The 19,817-nt window shown below is 73.5% G+C and carries 4 protein-coding genes and 1 pseudogene; all 5 read right to left on the bottom strand.

The window, feature by feature from the left end:
- Nucleotides 1-83: 83 nt before the first annotated feature.
- Complete coding sequence (locus tag LY13_RS10145; protein WP_253828086.1) at nucleotides 84-827, bottom strand: ABC transporter permease; 744 nt, start codon at nucleotides 825-827, stop codon at nucleotides 84-86.
- Nucleotides 824-1,753, bottom strand: a complete 930-nt coding sequence (locus tag LY13_RS10140) for an ABC transporter ATP-binding protein (protein ID WP_253828085.1) — start codon at nucleotides 1,751-1,753, stop codon at nucleotides 824-826. Before LY13_RS10140 ends, LY13_RS10145 begins: the two co-directional genes overlap by 4 nt.
- A 180-nt stretch (nucleotides 1,754-1,933) precedes the next feature.
- Nucleotides 1,934-3,322 carry an FAD-dependent oxidoreductase gene (locus LY13_RS10135; RefSeq protein ID WP_253828084.1) on the bottom strand — a complete coding sequence of 463 codons (1,389 nt, stop codon included), beginning with the start codon at nucleotides 3,320-3,322 and terminating at the stop codon, nucleotides 1,934-1,936.
- Nucleotides 3,319-8,418: pseudogene (locus LY13_RS10130) on the bottom strand (beta-ketoacyl synthase N-terminal-like domain-containing protein); the annotation flags it as partial. The pseudogene LY13_RS10130 and the gene LY13_RS10135, both read right to left, overlap by 4 nt.
- A 20-nt stretch (nucleotides 8,419-8,438) precedes the next feature.
- Nucleotides 8,439-19,781 (bottom strand): type I polyketide synthase, encoded by an 11,343-nt coding sequence (locus LY13_RS10125; RefSeq protein ID WP_253828082.1) that lies wholly within the window; start codon nucleotides 19,779-19,781, stop codon nucleotides 8,439-8,441.
- Nucleotides 19,782-19,817: the final 36 nt, after the last annotated feature.

The following is a 19,817-nucleotide window of genomic DNA, read 5'->3' as shown; positions in this document are numbered from 1 at the left end:
CCGCGCCCTCCCGGCGGCGGCCGGGCCTGCAGGCGCGGGAGGGATGGCGGCCCGTCCGGACCGCCACCCGCCCAGCCCGCGCGTCACTCCCAGCGGAACGTGCGCGCGGCGACGGCGCTGAGGACCACCGTGTAACCGGCCATGAGGCCCAACTGGAGCGGGTCGGGGAAGGCACCGCCCCACGAGTCGCGAATCGCCTCCAGTGCTGCGCCCATCGGGGTCACCGTGCCGATCGTGGACAGCGCCCCCGGCAGGAGCTCGACCGGCGTCCACACCCCGGCGAGGAACAGCAGCGGGAACATCACGGCGAGGCCGATGGCGGTGGCCGACTTGCTGCTCTTGACGACCGCCCCGATCAGCAGCCCCAACGACAGCACCGTGGTGGTGCTCAACACGAACGCCAGTACGAACCCGGCCGGATTCGCGGGCGGCTCGACGCCGAAGGCGAATCGCGCGAACAGGATCAGGAGCACGACGGCGGCGATCGCGAGCAGGACGTTCACCAGGATCTGGGCGACCAGCAACAGGGTCGGCGAAGCCGGTGAGGCGGCCAACCGGCGCAGCACTCCGCGCTCCCGGTAGGTCGCCAGGTAGACCGGCATGACACTCAGGCCGAGTACGGCCAGCACCACCAGCACCGTGACACCGGGGATGAACGTGTCGATCACGGCGGCACCGTTGAAACCCTCGTACGGCTCGCTGAACCCGGGAATGATCCCGAAGATCGTCATGAGGAACAGCGGGAAGGCCAGCGTCATGATGGCCGTGGCGGGGTCCCGCAACATCAGTTTGGTCTCGGTGAAGGTCATCTTGCCCAGGGCGCTCATCGGGCGGACTCCTCGGTCTCGTCGGTGGTGGCTGCGCCGGTCAGTGCGAGGAACGCGTCCTCGAGACCCGCCTGGTGGACCTGCAGTCCCTTCGGAACGACCTCCTTGCGCGCCAGCGCGGTGGTCACCACCTGCAGCAGGTCGCCCGTGCCGGACACGGTGATCAGCTCGCCCTTGCGTTCGACACCGGTGACGTCCGGCAGCCCGAGCAGCTCGTCGTCGCCCACCGGTTCGGACGGGGTGAAGCTGACCCGCTGTCCGCTCCCCCGCCCGGCCACGATCGCCCCGGGACTGTCGACAGCGGCGACCCGGCCGTCGTGGAAGACGGCCACGCGATCGCACAGGCGCTCCGCCTCGTCCATGAAGTGCGTGACCAGCAGGACGGTGACGCCCTTGTCGCGGATACGCTCCACCAGCTGCCACGTGTCACGACGTGCCTGCGGGTCCAGACCGGTGGTCAGCTCGTCAAGGATGGCCACCCGCGGATTCCCGACGAGCGCGAGCGCGATGAACAGCCGCTGCTTCTGCCCGCCCGACAACTTGCCGAACCGGGCGCCACGCTTCTCCGCCAGCCCCCACTCATCCAGCAACGAGTTCCAGTCGGCCGGATGCTTGTGGAACGAGCTGTAGAGGTCCAGCGCCTCCCAGACCTTCATGTTGTCGGGCAGGGCGCTCTCCTGCAGCTGCACTCCCAGTTGCCCACGCAGCTCGGACGACTGCTCGGACGGGTCCATGCCGAGCACGCTGATCCGTCCGGAGTCCGCCTGTCGCAGGCCTTCGAGGCACTCGACCGTGGTGGTCTTGCCCGCTCCGTTGCGGCCCAGAATGCCGAAGATCTCGCCCTCCTCCACGGAGAACGTCACATCCCGCAGCGCGACGTGGTCGCCGTAGCTCTTGGCGAGGCCTTCCACTTCGATGATCGGCATAGCCGTCGAATCCTTCCAGTTCATGATCGTGCCCCTAGGCTAGGGCGCGCCCGAGACGTCCGACATCCGTGTAAACCCCCGGGCAGGTGGGGGTTGCCCCACCCTCGAACGGAGCAGCGGCAGCCGACACGCCGGGCACCGGGCACCTGCAGCCCACCCACCGGCAGCGTGCCACCGGTGTCAGCGTGCCACCGGTGCGGCGTCCAGGATCCGCAGCTCCGGCTCCCTCAGCGGGGCCTCGTGCAGCGGCGGCCGGGCACCCGCACCGGTCATCGCGGCCGCGACCCGGGGACGCTCCAGCACCGCCAGGGTCGAGTTGACCGTGATGACCTCGGTCATCGCCTCGCTGACCACCGGATCCCGTAGGGCCAGCTCTCCGACCCACCGTGACAGCCGATCACCCTCCGCCGTGGGGGCAAGCGCGGCGGGATCCACGAGCGAGGTGCGGCAGTGGGGGTACCGCACGTCCTGGGACGTCGCCGTCGTCCACGGCGCCTCGACGACGTCGTCCACGGCGCGCTGGACGGCCTGCGCCGACACAGTGGCGCCCGCCCCGTCGGCCAGCACCCGCGACAACGCGAGCGCTCCGCGGGCCGCGGTGCTCATCCCCTGGCCGTACACCGGATTGAACGCCACCAGGGCGTCCCCCAGGACGACGAGCCCCTCGGGCCAGGAATCGTCGCGTCCGCAGTGGAGTCTTCGGTTCGCCGCACTGCGTGAGCCCTGGGGCGCGGTCAGCGGCTCGGCCGCGCGCATGAGCCGCGCGATCAGGGGATCGCGCAGGGACTCCGCGTACTCGGCGAAACACTGCGCATCGACGGGCGGGGTGGCACCACGGGTTCCGGTGAGGCTGATGATCCAACGACCGTGCTCAACGGGAACGAGACTCGCCGACCGGCCCGGTTCCCCGCTGCGGTAGTCGGCGAACAGGTTGACGACGGGAAAACCCGTCTCGGCGCCGCGCGGCGCGGCGAAGACCCGCGTGCTGTAGGCCAGGCCGGAATCGACGACCTCCTCCTCCGGCACGGCCGCACCGAGCAGGTCGAGCCACTGCCGGACGCGTGAGCCTCGGCCGGTGCAGTCCACGACGAGGTCCGCCGTCACCGTCTCGCCGTCCACCACGACACCGCCGATTCGCTGCGCGGTGCCGACGAGCCCGTCGACCTGCCCGTACCGGACCGAGACCTCGGGCAACGCCAGCACGGCCTCTCGCACGGTCCAGTCGATGAGGTCGCGGCTGCAGGTGAGCATGTACTCGGTGGCGGGAAACCGGTGTTGCCACCCGTCCGCGGACAACGTGACGACGTCCTCCGGCACGCCGTGCCGGTGCGCGCCGCGTGCGCACAGCCGGTCGGTGGTACCGGGCAGGAGGGTGTCCATCGCCCTGGCCCCACCGGACATGAGCACATGGAGGTGCTGCGCCTGCGGCACCCCACGACGAGGCCGCGGACCGTCGGGAAGCGCGTCACGCTCGACGACGGTGACCCCGCCGACGTGCGGTGCCAGCGCCGCCGCCGCGAACGTTCCCGCCAGTCCTCCGCCGAGGACCACCGCGTGCGCGTCGTTCATCGAAACTCCTTCTCGACGTGGTCGGCGATCCAGCGCTCCACAGCGTCCGCGACGTGTGCGGCGTGGTCGCCGACCATGGTGAAGTGGTTGCCGGGGACGTCCACACAGGTGTGCTCGAACGGCCAGGACGTGCGCCAGGTGTCGTCGGGCCAGTCCCCCAGTGGTTCGGACGCCCGCACCAGCAGTGTGGGTGTGTCCAGCGGCGCCGGCTTCCAGTCCAGGAACCGTTCGTAGTACGCCGACGACGCGGTCAGCCGGGTGTCGTCCACCGGGACGTAGGTCTCCTGCCGGTCGAGCACGCCTGCGACCAGTTCTCCGCGCCATTCGATCATCGGCGCGGAGTCCTCCCACGCGTACAGGTCGAGCAGGACCAGTCCGGCCGCCGGACGTCCCCGGTGCTCCAGGTGTTGCGCCAGCGCGTGCGCGGCCATCGCTCCCGCCGAATGACCCACGAGGACGACGTCTCCCTCGACGTGCTCGGCGACGGTCGACGCGAGGAACTCCAGGATCGTCGCCGACTCCGCGGGGACCAGCTCGCCGGCCACGAAGCCGGGCAGTGGGAGGGCGACGACGTCACGCACGTCGCGCATCGCGCGCGCCATCCTCGCGAACTCGTGCGGACCGGAGATCGGCGACATGCCCGCCACGCACACCAGGGTCGGGCGCGTGTCGCCGCTGCTCAGCTGTACCGGAGCCTGCGGGGCGAGCGCAGCGGGGTCGGCCGTGACGGGACGGAAACCCGCGATGTCGTTGACCAGGGGGAGGAAGTCGTCGAGCCTGCCGTCGGCGACGGCCGACACGTAGAGCTCGGCGAGCACGCCCGGACCGGAGCCTTCGATGGGCGCTGCACCGGCGAACTCGGAACTCAGCCGGTCCGCGAGGTCCGCAGGTGTCGGATGGTTGAACAGCAGCGTGGCGGGCAGGTCGAGACCGGTCACATCACGCAGCCGTCCGCGCAGGTCCATCGCGGTGAGCGAGTCGAACCCGGCTTCGAGGAACGGCACGTCGGGGTCGACGTCGCCTGGTCCGGCGTGGCCCAGAACGGCGGCGGCGTGCACACGCACCAGGTCGAGCACCAGCGCGGGCCGCTGCGCCGCTGTGACCGCGCCGAGCCGGTCACGGAAGGCCCGTGCCGCATCCCCGTCCCCGGTGTCCACTGCGGACCCGGGGTCGTGCAGCTCGCGGAAGAACGACGGCGGTCGCAGCGCGGCCCAGCGTTCCACCAACCGCGGCCAGTCCACGTCGGCGACGACGACGCCGTCCTCCCCCGCCGCGACGGCGGCCGCCATCGCCGACACGGCGGTGTCGGCCGTCATCGGACGCAGGCCCCGTTCCAGCAGGGTGGCGTCCGACTCCGCGTCGACCGACGGCCACGGGCCCCAGGCGATCGCGGTGCCGGCGAGCCCGCGCTCTCGCCGTCCGCGTGCGAGCTCCTCCAGGCCCGTGCACGTCAGCCCGTGTGCGCCCTGCCCGACGGCTCCCCACGTGGTGGCTGCGGACGAGAACAGCACGAACGCGTCGAGGCTCCGCTCCCCCAGCACCCGGTCGAGTTCACGCGCCGTGGCGACCGGAGCGGGGTCCGGATCGAGTTCGGTGAGCGGGGCGAGGGCACCCTCGTCGACGATGTGGACGACGGCGGTGATCTCCCCGTCCCGTTCGGCTGCGGCGAGCGCATCGGCCACGGGACCGGGACCGAGTAGGACGGGCGTGGCGCCCTGATCGGTGAGCCAGCGGACCACGGCCCGTCCCCGTGGGGAGGCGTCCTCGGTGACCAGTACCCGGCCCCGGGGAGTCCACGGAGTCACGGTGTCCGGCAGCGGCGCGCGGACGAGGCGCCGGGCCTCGACGCCGCCGCGCGCGACGAGAACCTGGTCCTGCCCGTGGTCGCCGGTGACGACCCGCGCGAGCCGGTCGACCGTGAGGTCGTCGGGCTCCTCCGGAAGCCGGACGGCACCTGCCCACGTCCGGGGGTGTTCGACCGCCGCGGTGCGGCCGATGGCCGCGAGTTCCGGGTCCGCCCCGACGGTGGCCGTCCACACGCGACACTCCGGATGGGTGGCGACGAAGCGCAGCGTCGCACCGATCGGATCGTCGCCGATCGGCAGGAACGACAGCACCGGACGGGTTTCCTCCGGCGCAACGGACGTGACGATCCGCCTGCCGAGCCGCCGGGCCGCGGCGTCGACCCACGGGTGGTCCTCGCCGCCCTCCGGTGCCAACACCAGGCCCTCGACGGGCTCGGCCGCCGTACCCGGCTCGAAGGGGGACCACACAGCTCGGTACCGCACGTCCTCGAGGCGCGCGCGGTGCTCGCGCCCCGCACGCCACGACGAGAGCGCGGGAAGTACCGCGGCGACGGCATCGGCGTCGGCGCCGAGGAGGTCGGCGACCGCGCCGGTATCGCCGGTACGAACGGCGGCCCACAGGTCCGAGTCCCGGCCCTCACTCGTCGCCGGTTCGTCCTGCGCGACGGCCGGTCGCGGCCAGTACCGTAGCCGCTGGAACGCGTACGTGGGCAGGGGAACCCGCCGCGCCCCCGGGAGTGCGGCCTGCCAGTCGACCTCCGCGCCGGACGCGTACAGCGAACCGAGCGCCGCCGCCAGCGTGCTCGCCTCGTCCGCGCCGGCCCGCAACGCCGGGAAACACGGCAACTCGCCGGTGCGGGTCAGGGCCGTCAGCACGGCGTCCGGACCGACCTCGACGGCGCGGCCGACTCCCAGTTCCGGCAGCCGGCGCGCGGCATCGGCGTACCGCACCGTGTCCCGCACGTTGCGGACCCAGTACTCGGGATCGGTGACCTCGGTCGTCACGGGACCGCCCGTCACGGTGGACACCAGGGTCGTGACGGGCCTGCGGAGGTCGACGGAAGCCACGATCGCACGGAAATCGTCGAGTACCGGGTCGACGAGCGCGGAGTGGAACGCGTGGCTGACGACGAGCTCCTTGGCACGGAACCCCTCCGCCGCCGCCCGCACGGCAGTCGCGTCGCCGGACAGCACCACCGAGTCCGCACCGTTGACGGCGGCCAGCGACACGTCGTCGCCGAGCAGGCCGTCGACCTCGGCCTCCGACGCAGTGACGGCGAGCATCGTGCCGGTCTCGGGAAGCGCGTCCATCAGCGCACCCCTGGCCACGACGAGCGAGCACGCGTCGTCCAGCGTCAGCACTCCCGCGAGGTGTGCCGCGGCGATCTCGCCGACCGAGTGCCCGACCAGCACGTCCGGGTCCACACCCCAGCCCTGCAACGTGCGCGCGACGGACACCGCGACGGCGAACAACCCGGGCTGGGCGTACCGCGTCCGCTCGACCGGGCCTCCCTCGGCCAGCACCTGCCGTACGTCGTCGGGGAAGCGGCCCAGCACGTCGTGCCACACCGCGGCGAAGGCGGGAATCGCGGCGGCCAGAGCGACCCCCATCCCGGCACGCTGCGCACCCTGACCGCTGCAGAGGAACGCGGTGCGGCCCGCGACGGCGCGGAGTTCCCGGCCGTCCCAGGCCTCCAGCGCGCCGCGGCCCACGACGACCGCGCGGTGCCGCAACAGCGCACGTGTCGTGGCGAGCGAGAACGCGACGTCGGCGTCACCGGCGTCGCCGTCCCGCAGCCGGGCCGCGAGGCGGGACACCTGTGCACGCAGGGCTTCCGGGGTCTGCGCGGAGACCACCCACGGCACGGCACCGTCGGGCAGACCGCGGTCGCGACCTCCCTCGGGCACGTCGTCGACGTCGGCGTCCGGCGACGGTCGTGGCTCCTCGACGATCACGTGTGCGTTCGTCCCGCTGATGCCGAACGAGGACACCCCCGCCCGGCGCACCCGCTCCCCCGGCTCCCACGGTTGCGGCTCGGTCAGGAGTGCGACATCACCACTGGACCAGTCGACGTGCGACGTCGGCCGCTCGGCGTGCAGCGTCGGCGGCAGCAGCTCGTGCTGCAGCGCGAGCACGGTCTTGATCACACCTCCCACGCCGGACGCGGCCTGGCTGTGGCCGATGTTGGATTTCAGCGATCCCAGCCGCAGCGGGCCACGGCCGCCTCGAACCCGGCCGTAGCTCTCCAGAATCGCCTGGGCCTCGATCGGGTCTCCCAGCCGGGTTCCGGTGCCGTGCGCCTCCACGGCGTCCACATCGGAGGGTTCGAGCCCCGCGTCGGCCAGCGCCTGCTGGATCACGCGCCGCTGGGCGGGACCGTTGGGGGCGGTGAGCCCGTTGGATGCGCCGTCGGAGTTGACCGCGGTGCCCCCGAGAACCGCGAGCACCGGGTGACCGAGGGCCACGGCGTCGGAGAGCCGCTCCAGTACGAGGACGCCGGCACCCTCCGCCCAGCCGGTGCCGTCGGCGTCTTCGGAGAACGCCCGGCACCGGCCGTCCGGTGCGAGGCCGCCCTGCTTCGAGAACTCCAGGAACGCACCGGGCGTGGCCATGACGGTCGCCCCGCCCGCGAGCGCGAGTCCGCACTCGCCCGTGCGCAGCGACCGGACGGCAAGATGCAGCGCGACGAGCGACGACGAACACGCCGTGTCGACGGTGACCGCGGGCCCCTCCAGGCCGAGCGCGTAGGCGACGCGGCCCGAGACGACCGAGCCCGCGTTGCCGGTTGCGAGGTGACCTTCCACGGGTTCCCCGGACGCGGCGACCAGCGGGCTGTAGTCCTGCCCACTCGCACCGACGAAGGTGCCGGTCGAGCTGCCGCGCAACGTCGTCGGGTCGATACCCGACCGTTCCAGCGCCTCCCACGACACCTCCAGCAGCAGCCGCTGCTGCGGATCCATCGCCAGCGCCTCACGCGGGGAGATGCCGAAGAAGCCCGCGTCGAACTCGCCGACGTGGTGGAGGAATCCACCTTCGCCGGTCACGCCGTCCGCCGCACGCATCGCCTCGAGGTCCCAGCCGCGGTCGGTGGGGAAACCGCCGACGGCGTCGGTGCCCGAGCGGACCAGGTCCCACAGCTGTTCCGGCGTGTCCACGCCGCCGGGGTACCGACAGCCCATGCCGACCACGGCCACCCGGTCGGTCCGGTCCTCCTCCAGTTCCCTCACCCGCGCACGGGTGCGATGCAGCTCGGCGATGACCTTCTTCAGGTAGTCGCGCAGCTTGTCCGGTTCGGTCGTCGCGGGTTCGGTCACAGCAGCCCCAAGTCCTTGTCGACCATGTCGAACAGGTCGCTGTCGGTGGCATCGGCCAGGTCGGGGGCCGCCCCGTCCGCGGGTTCGGCCTCCAGCGCGGCGAGCGCGCGGCGCAGCCGCGTGGTCAGCCGGACGCGCTCGTCGTCGCCCAGGTCGCGTTCCTCGACGTCGGCCAGCCCCGTGAGCAGCTCGTCCACGGTGTTCTCCGGGGTTCCGAGGACGTTCTCGAGCAGGTAGGCGGCGAGGTCGTCGGGCGTCGGGTAGTCGAAGACCACCGCCGCCGAGAGGCCGACGCCGGTCGCCGAGGCCACGCGGTTGCGCAGCTCGACGGCGGTCAGGGAGTCGAAGCCGACGTCGCGGAAGGCCCGGTCGGCCGCCACGGCGTCGGGTCCCTGATGCCCGAGAACCGCCGCTGCTTCGGCACGGATCAGAGCGGTCACCTCGGCGCGGGCGCCCGCCTCGTCGAGCCCGGCGAGACGAGCCCGAAGGTCGGCACCGCCGTCCGCGGCGGTGGGCGGCTCGATCGCGGCACGCGCCTCGGGCAACTCGTCCAGCAACGGGCGGGGCCGTGCCGCCGTGAACGCGGGGGCGAACCGGGCCCAGTCGACGTCGGCGACCGCGATCGTGGCCTCATCCGCGGCGAGCGCGGTGAACAGGGCGTGGACAGCGACGTCGGGCGCCATCGCACGCACGCCCTGGTGGTCGAGCACGGCCGTGGCGTCCCCGCCCGCCATGCCGCCGTCGGCCCACGGTCCCCACGCGACCGACGTGGCGGGCAGACCTTCCGCCCTGGCACGTTCGGCGAGCGCGTCGAGGTGGGCGTTGGCCGCGGCATAGGCGGCCTGACCTGCGCTTCCCCAGGTCGCCGAGATCGAGGAGAACAGCACGACGGCGTCGAGATCACGCCCGGCCAGCAGGTCGCGCAGGTTCTCCGCGCCCGCAACCTTGCCGTGCAGTACTCCCGCGGCGTCGCCGGAGGTGAGGGTTCCGGTGGGCTGGAACTGCCCGACGCCCGCGGCATGGACCACGGTGCGCAGCTCGGGCTCACCGGCCAGCACCTCGGCGAGGCGGTCCCGATCTGCGGCGTCACAGGCCACGACCTCGACCTCGGCCCCCGACGCGGACAGCGTGTCGACCAGCTCGGCGGCGCCCGGCGCGTCGCGCCCGCGCCTGCCGGTGAGCACGACCCGTTCGGCGCCGCGGGCGATCAACGCTTCGGCGACGCGGGCGCCGAGAGCGCCGGTGCCTCCGGTGACCAGGGCGGTACCCCGGGTGGTCCAGTCGCCACCGTGCGGCGCGGGCGCGTGCTCCACGCGGCGCACCAGTACCCGCCCGCCGGTCGTCATGCGCACCTGGTCCTCGTCGGCCGCGGCGAGGACCCCGCGCAGGGTCGCGGTGGCCTCGGCCACGTCGGTGGCGTCCGTGGTGTCGGCGTCCGCGGTATCGATGGCCCGGTTGTCGATGGCCGTGGTGTCGACGAGCCCGCCCCAGGCCTCGGGGCGTTCCAGACCCAGCACGCGCCCGAGCCCCCACACCTGCGCCTGCTCGACTGTGCCGCCGCGGGTCAGGCACCACAACGGCGCGGCCACCCCGGCGTCGGCGAGCGCCTGTGCCAGCAGCAACGTGCCCGCGAAGCAGCCGGTGAGCCCCTCCCGGACGCGGGCGTCCGCCGCCAGCAGCGACACGACGACGTCGACCGGCGGGTGCGCGAGCAGCCGCGCCGCCAGTGGGCCGCGTGCGCCGAAGGGGTCGACCTCGAGCTCGTCGATCTCGGCACCGTCGGCCGCGAGACCGGTCGTGACGGCGTCGATCCACCCGTCGCGTGTCGGAGGGATCGCGACGAGGATCCGTCCGCCGAGCGGCGTCGCGGGCACGTCGCGGTCGTGCCAGGCGACCCGGTACCGCCACCCTTCGGCCGCGCTCCTGTCTGCTCGGTCACGGTGCAGGGCGGTCAGGGCGGGCAGGACCTCGCGCAGGTGCTCGGGATCGACCCCCAGTTCCTCCGCCAGGTGGTCGGGGTCGGCGCCGCCCATCTCGGCCCAGAACGCGCCGTCGGCCGGCTGCGCCGCGGGTTCCGGAGCCGCAGCGGCGGCCCAGTGGTGCTCACGCTGGAACGCGTAGGTGGGCAGCTCGACCCGCCTGGCGCCGGTGCCGGCGAAGAAGGCGTCCCAGTCGACGTCCGCACCGTGCGAGTGCAGCGCGGCCACCCCGGTGATCACCGCGTTCGGCTCCGGCCGGTCGGCGCGCAGCAGCGGCACCACGGCCGCGGCGGACTCGGTGGGCAGACAGCCCGCGGTGAGCGCGGACAGCACACCACCGGTGCCGAGTTCGGCGAACCGGTCGACACCTCGTGCGCTCAGCGTCGCCACGCCGTCGGCGAACCGTACCGCGGCGCGGGCCTGCCGGACCCAGTGGTCGGCGGTCGCGATGTCGTCACCGGCGACCGCGCCGGTCACATTGGACACGACGGGGATCGCGGGTGCACGGAACGACAATCCCTCGGCGACCGCGCGGAAGTCGTCGAGCATCGGTTCCACGCGCGCCGAGTGGAAGGCCACGCCGACCGGCAGCCGCCGCGTCCTGGAGAACCCGTCGGCGACACGCAGCACCGCAGCCTCGTCACCGGAGAGCACGACCGACCGTGGTCCGTTGACCGCGGCGATCTCCACGCCCGGTTCGAGCAGGACCTCGTCCTCGGCCGCCTCCACCGCGACCATCGCCCCGCCGGGTTCGAGGTCACGCATCAGTGCGCCGCGGGCCACGACGAGCGCACAGGCGTCGTCGAGGTCCAGAACACCGGCGACGTGCGCCGCGGCGAGTTCGCCGACGGAATGCCCGAGCAGTGCGTCCGCGCGCACTCCCCAGGACTCGACCAGCCGGAACAGCGCGACCCCGACGGCGAACAGCGCGGCCTGGGTGAAGTCGGTGCGATCGAGCAGCGCGGCCTCGGGCGTTCCCTCGTCGGCGAACGCGACCTCGCGCAGCGGCCGGTCGAGCCGCGTGTCGACTCGGGCGCAGACCTCGTCGAACGCGTCGGCGAAGACGGGATACGCCTCGTACAGATCACGTCCGGCGCCCGGCCGCTGCGAACCCTGGCCGGGGAACAGGAACGCGGTGCCGCCCACGCCGGGACGCGCCGTCCCGGTGGCGCCCCGTCCCCGGGCCAACGCGTCCAGCCCGGCGCGCAGCTCGTCGGCGTCGCGGCCGACGACGGCGCCGCGGTGCTCGAGGTGCGCGCGGGCGGCGCCGAGGGTGAGGGCGACGTCGACCGGATGCGGCTCGTGCTCACCAACGTACTCCGCGAGCCGGGCGGCCTGTGCCCGCAGGGCCTCGGGCGTGGCACCCGACACGGTCCACGGCACGGTCGCCTGCACGGGCTCGGGCGTCTCGACGGTGGCGGGGGCCTGTTCCAGCACGACGTGCGCGTTGGTGCCGCTGATGCCGAAGGCGGACACGCCCGCGCGTCGGGGCCGTCCGGTTTCCGGCCACTCCACCGTTTCCGTGGCGATGCGGACGTCCCCCGCGGCCCAGTCGACGTGCGTAGTGGGTTCGGTGACGTGCAACGTCCTGGGGACGCGCCCGTGACGCAGCGCGAGGACCGTCTTGATCACACCCGCGACGCCCGCCGCCGCCTGGGTGTGGCCGATGTTCGACTTCACCGACCCGAGCAGCAGCGGCTTCTGCCTGTCCCGGCCGTAGGTCGCCAGCACGGCCTGCGCCTCGATCGGGTCGCCCAGCGACGTCCCGGTTCCATGCGCCTCGACGACGTCTACTTCGGACGGACGCAGCTCGGCTCCCGCGAGCGCGGAGCGGATCACCCGCTGCTGCGCGGGACCGTTCGGCGCGGAAAGCCCGTTGGACGCCCCGTCCTGGTTCATCGCCGACCCCCGCAGCACCGCGAGGACAGGGTGGCCGTGACGCTCGGCGTCGGACAGCCGCTCGACGAGGACCACCCCGGCGCCCTCACCCCAGCCGGTGCCGTCGGCGGACGCGTCGAACGCCTTGCAGCGGCCGTCGACGGCCAGTCCTCGCTGGCGGGCGAACCCGATGAACATGCCCGGCGTGGCCATCACGGTGGCGCCACCCGCCAGCGCCAGGTCGCACTCGCCGCCTCGTAGCGCTTGCGCCGCCAGGTGCAGTGCAACCAGCGAGGCCGAGCACGCGGTGTCCACGGTGACGGCGGGGCCTTCGAGGCCGAGTGCGTAGGACACCCGGCCGGACAACACACTTCCGGCACCGCCGGTGAGCAGGTGCCCCTCGGCGCCCTCCTGGCCCGCCGCGACGGCCCCGTAGTCCTGGTAGTTGATGCCCGCGAACACCCCGGTGGCGCTGCCGCGCAGGCTGTGCGGGTCGATCCCGGCACGCTCGACGGCCTCCCAGGAGGTCTCCAGCAGCAGCCGCTGCTGCGGGTCCATCGCCGCGGCCTCGCGCGGGGAGATCCCGAAGAACGCGGCGTCGAACTCGCCCGCGGCGCGGAGGAACCCGCCTTCACGGACGTAAGTGGAGCCGGGCTTGTCGGGGTCCGGGTCGTAGAGCGCATCCAGGCTCCAGCCACGGTCGGCGGGCACGGCACCGATCGCGTCGTCACCGTCGACGAGCATCCGCCACAGCGATTCGGGGTCGTCGGCCCCACCGGGCAGCCGCAGGCCGAGACCGACGATGGCGATCGGCTCGGTGGTGCGCGCAGCGGTCGTCGCCGGTACGGGCGCTTCCGTGTCGTCGCCGGTTCCGGCGACCTCGGCCAGCAACCGGTCGGCGAGGGCGAGCGGCGTCGGGTGATCGAACACGGCCGTCGCGGGCAGCCGGACTCCCGTGGCCGCGGCGAGCGTGTTGCGGAACTCGACCGCGGTCAGGGAGTCGAAGCCGAGATCGCGGAAGGAGCTCCCGGGCTCGATCGCCTCGGTGTCCGGATGCCGCAGCACAGCCGCCGCGTGGGTGCACACGAGGTCCACCGCGACGCGCGCCCTGTCGGCGGCGGGCACCGCGGTGAGTCCGTTCGTGTGTTCCTCGGCTGCGGGTTCCGGCGCGGACGCGGCCTCGGGCAGCCGGGAGAACAGCTGCGTGCTCCGCAGGGCGTGAAGACCGGGCAGCAGCACAGCCCAGTCCACGTCGGCGACGACCTCGACCGGTCCGCCTGCGGTGACCACCCGGTCGAGCACGGCGAGGGCATCGTTCGGCTTCATGGGTCGGAACCCGCTGCCGCGCAGGCGGTTCTCGCGGAGATCGCCGTCCGCGGCCAGGCCGGTGGCGCCCCACGCTCCCCAGGCGATCGACGTGGCGGGCAGTCCGAGCGAGACGCGGTGTGCGGCGAGGGCGTCGAGGTGGGCGTTGGCCGCGGCGTAGGTGCTCTGGCCGGCACTGCCGAACGCACCGGCGGCCGACGAGAACAGGACGAACGCGGCGAGTTCGGTGCCGCGGGTCAGTTCGTGGAGGTTGAGCGCGCCCAGGGCCTTCGCACGCAGCACCCGGTCGAGCCCGGCCGGGGTGACCGCGTCGACCACACCGTCGTCGAGTACACCTGCGGCATGGACGACGGCGGTGACGCGCCTGCCGTCGAGCACGGCGGCCAGCCGGTCACGATCGGCGACGTCACAGGCCACCGATTCCACGTTCGCGCCGGACTCCCGCAGTTCGGCGAGCAGCCCGGGCGCGGCCTCGGCCCCGGTGCGGCTCAGCAGCAGCAGGTCGGTGACGCCGTGGGAGACCAGATGGCGGGCCAGGACCGCGCCGAGGCCGCCGGTCCCCCCGGTGATCACGACGGTGCCGTCGCCGCACCAGCCTGCGGGGCCCGTGGCGGGCGCGGCGGCGGGGCCGGGGTCGACCCGTTCGAGGCGGCGTCCGAACACGCCGGAGCCGCGCACGGCGACCTGATCCTCACCGTGTCCGCCCGCGAGGACACGGGCGAGGTGCACGCCGGTCCTGTCTTCGGGCGCCTCGGGCACGTCGACGAGACCACCCCAGCGCTGGGGGTCCTCGAGCGCGACGGCGCGGCCGAAGCCCCACACGGCGTGTTGTTCGGGTTCGACCGTGTCGGTACGGCCCACGGCGACCGCACCCGTTGTGAGTGTCCAGAGTGGGGCCACGACGTCCGCGTCCCCGAGCGCCTGTACGGCCGTGAGGGTTGCGGAGACGGGGCCCGCGACGTCGCCGCGGTGCGCCGGCGCGAGCAGCGAGACGATCCCCGTGGGTGCGGTGACACCGGTCCCACGCACGGCCTCGGCGACGGCGAACCGACCGCCTGCGGCCTCGCAGGCGACCACGACCGGCGTCGCACCGTGGCCGCGCAGACAGTCCACGACGGCCGCGGCCCAGTCGTCCCCCCGTGCTCCGTCCGACGCCGCGTCCTCGACGGGAGTGTCCGGGACCAGGACGAGCCAGGTTCCGGACAACGTCGCCGGGCGCGGTGCCAGCGGCTGCCACGCCTCACGCATCCGCCAGGAGTCGCAGACGGCCGCGCGGTCCCGGTCGCGTCGCCATGCCGACAGTGCCGGCAGCGCGTCGCGCAACGACGTGCCGGGGTCGAGCGCGAGCACGTCCGTGAGCGCACCGGAGTCCACAGCGGTCCAGAACTCCGCATCGGTGCTCGAACCGGGCTGCGACGCGACGTCGGGGCCCGCGACGACGTCCGGCCAATACCGTTGCTGCTGGAACGGGTAGGTGGGCAGGTCGATACGCCGCCCGCCGTCCAGGACCCGGTCCCAGTCCGGCGTCACGCCGCGCACGGTGAGCTCACCGAGCGACGAGAGCAGTTGGTCGAGACCGCCGTCGTCACGGCGCAGTGATCCGACGGCGATGACGTCGGATCGCACGGCGTCGGCCTGCTCCTGCACCGCCATGGTCAGGGACGGGTGCGGCGAGCATTCGACGAACACGTCGAACCCGTCGCCCACGAGCCTGGTCGTGGCTCCCGCGAAGTCGACGGTCGAGCGCAGGTTGGCCACCCAGTACCCGGCGTCGAGGGTGGTTCCGTCCTCGATCCGGCCGGTGGCCGTGGAGTACAACGGCACGGCGCCCGCGCGGGGGGTCACCGGAGCGAGGACACCGAGGAGTTCGTCACGCAGCCGGTCGACCTGCGCCGAGTGGGAGGCGTAGTCGACGGGCAGCATCTTCGCCCGGACGCCGTCGGCTGTCCATTCCGCGACCAGCGCGTCGACCGACTCGGGCTCACCGGACACGACCACGGCGTCCGGTCCGTTGACGGCCGCCACCGCCACGCGGTCGCCGTGGTCGGCGATGCGCTCGCGCACCGTGTCCTCCGGTAGCGCGATCGACGCCATCGCGCCGCTGCCCGCCAGGTCGCACAGCACGCGCGACCGCAACGCCACGATCCGCGCCCCGTCCTCGACCGACAGCGCTCCGGCCACCACGGCGGCCGCGATCTCACCCTGCGAGTGGCCGACCACCGCGTCCGGCCTGATGCCCCAGTGCCGCCACAGTTCGGCCAGTGACACCATCACCGCCCACAGCACGGGCTGCACGACATCGACGCGCTCGAGCAGTTCGCCGTCGGTGAGGGCGTCGACGAGGGACCACTCGACGTGGGGCGCCAGCGCAGCGGTGCACTCGGCGAGTTTCCCGGCGAACACCGGTGACTCGGCCGCCAGTTGCCGGGCCATGCCGCACCATTGCGCACCTTGACCGGGAAAGACGAACACGGTCCGGCCCACGGGTGCGGCCGTGCCGGTCGACGCGGCGGGCGAGCCCGCCGCCACCTCGGCAAGGCCCGCGGCGACGTCCTCCGCGGTACGGCCGACGACCGCGGCCCGGTGTTCGAACGCCGACCGGGTGCGGGCCAGAGACCAGGCCAGGTTCAGCGGCTCGGCGTCGAGGCCCGCCAACTGTGCCGCCTGCTGCCGCAAGGCCGTGGAGCTGCGCGCGGAGACCGGCACGAGCACGGCCGCGGGAACGGTCCTGGCCGCGTCGACGGGCGCGGGTGCGTCGTCGCCCGCTTCGAGGATGACGTGGGCGTTGGTGCCGCTGATACCGAAGGACGAGACTCCCGCGCGGCGCGGCCCGTCCGGCCAGGGCACGGGTTCGGAGGCGACGCGCACGTCGCCGTCGGACCAGTCGACGTGCGTGCTCGGTTCCGTGGCGTGCAGCGTGGGCGGAATGCGGTCGCCCCGCAGCGCGAGCACGGCTTTGATCACGCCGGCGACGCCCGCGGCGGCCTGCGTGTGACCGATGTTGGACTTCACCGAGCCGAGCCACAGTGGTTCGCTCCGGTCCTGGCCGTACGACGCCAGTACGGCCTGCGCCTCGATCGGGTCGCCCAGCGCGGTGCCCGTGCCGTGTGCCTCGACGAAGGCCACGTCCGACGGTGCGAGCCGGGCGTCGGTGAGCGCGGCGCGGATGACGCGCTGCTGCGAGGGTCCGTTGGGCGCCGTCAGCCCGTTGGACGCACCGTCCTGGTTGACCGCACTGCCGCGCACGACGGCCAGCACCGGGTGGCCACGACGGCGGGCGTCGGAGAGGCGTTCGACCAGCAACAGCCCTGCTCCCTCGGCGAAGCCGGTGCCGTCGGCGCCGTCACCGAACGCCTTGCAGCGGCCGTCCTCCGCGAGGCCGCCCTGCAGCGCGAACTCGGTGAACAGGCCCGGTGTGGCCATGGCGCTCACCCCGCCGGCGAGCGCCAGGTCGCACTCGCCACCGCGCAGCGCCTGGGCCGCCAGATGCAATGCGACCAGCGACGACGAGCATGCGGTGTCGACGGTGACGGCGGGGCCCTCGAAGCCGAAGGTGTAGGACACCCGGCCGGACAGCACGCTGGCCGTGTTGCCGGTGGCGACCTGCCCCTCCAGGTCGGCGGGACGGCTCATCAACAGGGACGTGTAATCCTGCCCGTTGGTGCCCGCGAACACACCGACGGCGCTGCCGCGCAACCCACGGGGGTCGATGCCTGCGCGCTCGATCGCCTCCCAGGAAGTCTGGAGCAGCAGACGCTGCTGCGGGTCCATCGCCAGCGCCTCGCGCGGTGAGATGCCGAAGAACGCGGGGTCGAAGTCGGCCACGTCGTCGAGGAACCCGCCGAGGAAGGTACGGACCGCGTCGGATCCCGCGGCATCGTAGACGGCGTCGAGATCCCAGCCGCGGTCCGACGGAAAGGGGCCGATGGCGTCGACGCCACCGTCGAGCAGCTCCCGGAACCGCTCCGGTGTCGCGACCCCGCCCGGGAAGCGGCAGGCCATGCCCACGATGACGACCGGATCGTCGTCCGTGGCGCGCGAAGGTCCGGAGCTCACGGTGGTGACGCGCTGCTCGGGTACGAGACGGTCGGCGAGGTGCGCCGCGAGCGCGTCCGGCGTCGGGTGGTCGAACACGAGCGTCACCGGCAACTTCAGGTCGGTGACCGCGGCCAGCCGGTTCCGCAGTTCCACCGCCGTCACCGAATCGAACCCCAGATCGTGGAACGACCGGTCGGGCTCCACCGCGTCCGGACCCGGGTAGCCCAGTACGGCCGCAACCGTGGACCGCACGAGATGCACCAGCTCGTCCCGTGACGACGTCGACCCGACAGGGGCGGGACCGGACGCGCCGGGCGTCGCGGCCTCGAGAAGGCGCCGCACCTCCGGCACCTCGCGCAGGACGTGCGACGTGCGGGTGGCGGTCATGGCCACGAAGAACCGCTCCCAGTCGATGTCGGCCAGCGCGACACAGGTGTCGGTGCCGACGGCCCGGGCCATCGCCCGCACGGCCAGGTCGGGATCCATCGCGGGCAGTCCGTGCCGCTCCGCGACCTCGCCGACCGCACCGTCGGCCATGCCGTCGCCGCCCCACGGCCCCCACGCCAGCGAGGTCGCGGGAAGGCCGAGCGCTCGGCGGTACTCGGCGAAGGCGTCGAGGTAGGCGTTGCCGGGCGCGTAGTTGCCCTGTCCGGAGGCGCCGAACGTGCCGGACATCGACGAGAACAGCACGAACGCGTCGAGGTCGCGGTCCAGGGTCAGCTCGTGCAGGTGCCGGGTGGCGTCCCGTTTGACGGCGAGGACCCGCCCGATGCGTTCGGGGGTAATGGCCTCGAGCACGCCGTCGTCCAGGACGGCGGCGGTGTGCACGACGGCGGTGAGCGGCAGCCCGTCGAGGACGCGGGCCAGGTCGGTCCGGTCGGTGACGTCGCACGCCGTGATGTCGGCCCTGACACCCGCTGCGGCGAGCTCGTCGGCCAGGTCGGCCGCGCCGGGAGCGTCGGGCCCGCGCCTGCTCAGCAGCACGAGATGCTCGGCTCCGGCGGCGGCCAGCCACCGCGCCGTGTGAGCGCCGAGACCACCGGTGCCCCCGGTGACGAGGACGGTGCCGTGCGGCCGCCAGTCGCCGTCGTCCCCCGCCGCGGACCGCACGATCCGGCGAGCAAACAGTCTGCCGCCGCGCAGGGCGAGCTGGTCTTCTCCCGTCCCTCCCGCGAGCGCGGTGGCGAGCAGACCCGCGTCCCGGTCGTCCGGGTCGGACGGCAGGTCGACGAGGCCGCCCCAACGCTCGGGGTACTCCTGGGCGACGACCCGGCCGAGTCCCCACACGAGTGCCTGGTCGGGCGCGGGATTCTCCACCGCCCCGGCTCCACCCGTGGTGACGGCGTCGCGGGTGAGACACCACAGCGGCGCGGTCAGTCCGGCGTCGCCCTGCGCCTGTACGAGTGCGAGCGTGGCCGTGTGGCCGGCGACCGCGGACGGATGGTCCGGGTGGGTGCCGGGAGCGGCGGCCAGTGCGCTGAGCACGCCGGTGACCTCCGGATACCGGCCCAGCAGCGCGGAAAGCTCCTGCCGGTCGGCCGTCGCCGGGTCGCACTCCTCGGTCACGACGGTCGCACCGCGTGCGGTGAGTGCGTCGGACACCCGCGTCCACGGTCCGGTCGACGCGGGCTCCGGCGAATGCGGCCCGGTGTCCGATGAGGACGGTACGAGCAGGAGCCAGGTTCCGGTGATGCGCGCCGGGTCGGAGGCGACCGGACGCCATTCGACCCGGTACCGCCAGTTCGCGGTGGTGGCGGCCTCGCGGCCCCGGCGGCGCAGGTCCGCCAGTGCGGGCACGACGTCGCTGAGCGGTGCTGCGGGGTCGAGGTCGAGGGCGTCGGCGAGACCGTCGACGTCCTGGGTCGTGACGGCCCGCCAGAACTCGTCGTCCACCGGGTCGGAGAGCGGTTCGGCCGGGACTTCGGGGTCGGGCCAGTAGTGCGTGCGTTGGAACGCGTAGGTGGGCAGGTCGACGCGTCGCCCACCGGGAATGACCGCGTCCCAGTCGGGAGTGATGCCGCTGACGGCGGCCTCGCCCAACGACAGCAGCATCCGCTGTAGTCCGCCCTCGTCGCGTTTGAGCGAGCCCACGGCGACCACGTCGTCGGGCAGGGCCATCGTCAGCACCGGATGCGGCGAACACTCCACGAACGT

The sequence above is a fragment of the Prauserella aidingensis genome (assembly GCF_024171865.1).
Lineage (GTDB): Bacteria > Actinomycetota > Actinomycetes > Mycobacteriales > Pseudonocardiaceae > Prauserella > Prauserella aidingensis.
The sequence above is the reverse complement of the archived record's forward strand: the minus strand, read 5'-3'. Positions and strand labels throughout refer to the sequence as shown.